Source organism: Saccharothrix sp. ST-888, assembly GCF_000955975.1.
Lineage (GTDB): Bacteria > Actinomycetota > Actinomycetes > Streptomycetales > Streptomycetaceae > Kitasatospora.
On record NZ_JYJF01000241.1, the window covers coordinates 1 to 2,256 of the forward strand.

General features: G+C 71.3%; 1 protein-coding gene. It reads left to right on the top strand.

Features of this window, described 5'->3' with window-relative positions; translation table 11 throughout:
• Positions 1 to 284 precede the first annotated feature (284 nt).
• On the top strand, positions 285 to 2,256 hold a 1,972-nt coding region (locus UK12_RS32310), incomplete at its 3' end, for a DEAD/DEAH box helicase (protein ID WP_045306775.1).

Sequence of the window (2,256 nt, forward strand, 5' to 3'; positions counted from 1 at the left end):
ACGCCTCCTCCGTCGCCCTCGACGGCCCCGGATCCCGCGCCGAGCAGCAGCGGAACAGTGGTCCCGACCGGCGTACCGACCGGTCATTAGCGCTGTGGCCAGCGCATTTGCCTAGGATCCGGAGGTTCCTCTATGGTGGTAGATCGTTCGTTTGATCCATTTGACTGGCGCCCTGTTCCGATCTGGCGCCCTTGGCGCGTTCCGGCGATCCGTGGCTGACCGCATAGAGGCGGTTGTGAACAGAACCCCGGACTTAGGCGCGTGCCACTTCCGGAAGGTTTTGAATGTCTCTCGTTGACGACGACCGCTTCGCCATGCCCGCGAACGGTTCGGACGCCGATGTCCCCGCCACCACCGACTCCACCGAGATCGCCGACGCCGTTGCGGCCGTCGACGTCGTCGAGGCCCCCGAGACCGTTGACGCGGTCGAGGCCGCCGACGACAGCGAGCCCGCCGAGCCCACCATCACCTTCGGCGACCTGGGCCTGCACGACGACGTCGTGCGCGCCCTCGCCAAGCGCGGTGTCACCACCCCCTTCCCGATCCAGGCCGCGACCATCCCGGACGCGCTGGCCGGCAAGGACGTCCTGGGCCGTGGCCGTACCGGCTCCGGCAAGACCCTGAGCTTCGGTCTCCCGCTGCTCACCCGCCTCGCCGACGGCGAGCGCACCAAGCCCAAGCACCCGCGCGGCCTGATCCTGGTCCCGACCCGCGAGCTGGCCATGCAGGTCGCCGACGCCCTGGAGCCGTTCGGCTCGGTGCTCGGCCTCAAGCTCAAGGTCGTCTGCGGCGGCACCTCGATGTCCAACCAGATCTACGCGCTGGAGCGCGGTGTCGACGTCCTGGTCGCCACCCCGGGCCGCCTGCGCGACCTGATCAACCGTGGCAGCGCCAAGCTGGCCGACGTCCAGGTCGCCGTGCTCGACGAGGCCGACCAGATGGCCGACATGGGCTTCCTGCCCGAGGTCACCGAGATCCTCGACCAGGTTCCGGCCGGCGGCCAGCGCCTGCTGTTCTCCGCCACCCTGGAGAACGAGATCGACACCCTGGTCAAGCGCTACCTGAACAACCCGGTCACCCACGAGGTCGACCCGTCGGCCGGTGCGGTCACCACCATGACCCACCACATCCTCGTGGTGAAGCCCAAGGACAAGGCGCCGATCACCAACGCGATCGCCGCCCGCAAGGGCCGCACGATCATCTTCGTCCGCACCCAGATGGGCGCCGACCGCGTCGCCGAGCAGCTCATCGAGGCCGGCGTGAAGGCCGACGCGCTGCACGGCGGTATGACCCAGGGCGCCCGTACCCGGGTCCTCGGCGACTTCAAGGACGGTTACGTCAACGTCGTCGTCGCCACCGACGTCGCCGCCCGTGGCATCCACGTGGACGGCATCGACCTGGTCCTCAACGTGGACCCGGCCGGTGACCACAAGGACTACCTGCACCGCTCGGGCCGTACCGCCCGCGCCGGCCGCTCCGGCACCGTCGTCACCCTGGTGCTCCCGCACCAGCGCCGCAGCGTCTTCCGCCTGATGGAGGACGCCGGTGTCGACGCCGGCCGCCACATCCTGGACCACGCCTTCGATCCCGAGGTGGCCCGGATCACCGGCGCCCGCTCGCTGATCGAGGTCCAGGCCGAGTCCGCCTCGGGCATCGCCGGTGCGGCCGAGCGCGAGGTCGCCGAGATGACCCGCCAGCTGGAGCGCGCGCAGCGCCGCGCCGGCGAGCTGCGCGAGGAGGCCGACCGCCTGGCCGCGCGTGCCGCGCGCGAGCGGGCCGAGCTGGGCATCGAGGACGAGGTCGAGGCCGCTGTCGAGGAGGGCGCCGAGTCGGCTGCCGTCTCCACCGAGGCTGCCCCCGTGACCGAGACCGCCGCTCCGGCGGCCGAGGCCGGCCGTGCGCCGTCGTACCGCGAGGCGCGCACCGAGCGCCCCGAGCGCACCTCCTCGTACGGTGACCGCGACCGCAACCGTGACGACCGCGGCTTCAGCCGGGACCGTGACCGGGAGCGTCCGGCCTTCGGCCGTGACCGCAACCGTGACGACCGCGGTGGCCGTTCCTTCGGTGACCGTGACAACCGTTCGGGTGGCTTCAACCGCGATGACCGCGGCAGCCGTTCCTTCGGTGACCGTGACCGCAACCGTGACGACCGCGGTGGCCGTTCCTTCGGTGACCGCGACCGCAACCGTGACGACCGCGGTGGCCGTTCCTTCGGCGACCGTGACAACCGCTCGGGTGGCTTCGCCGGCCGCGACC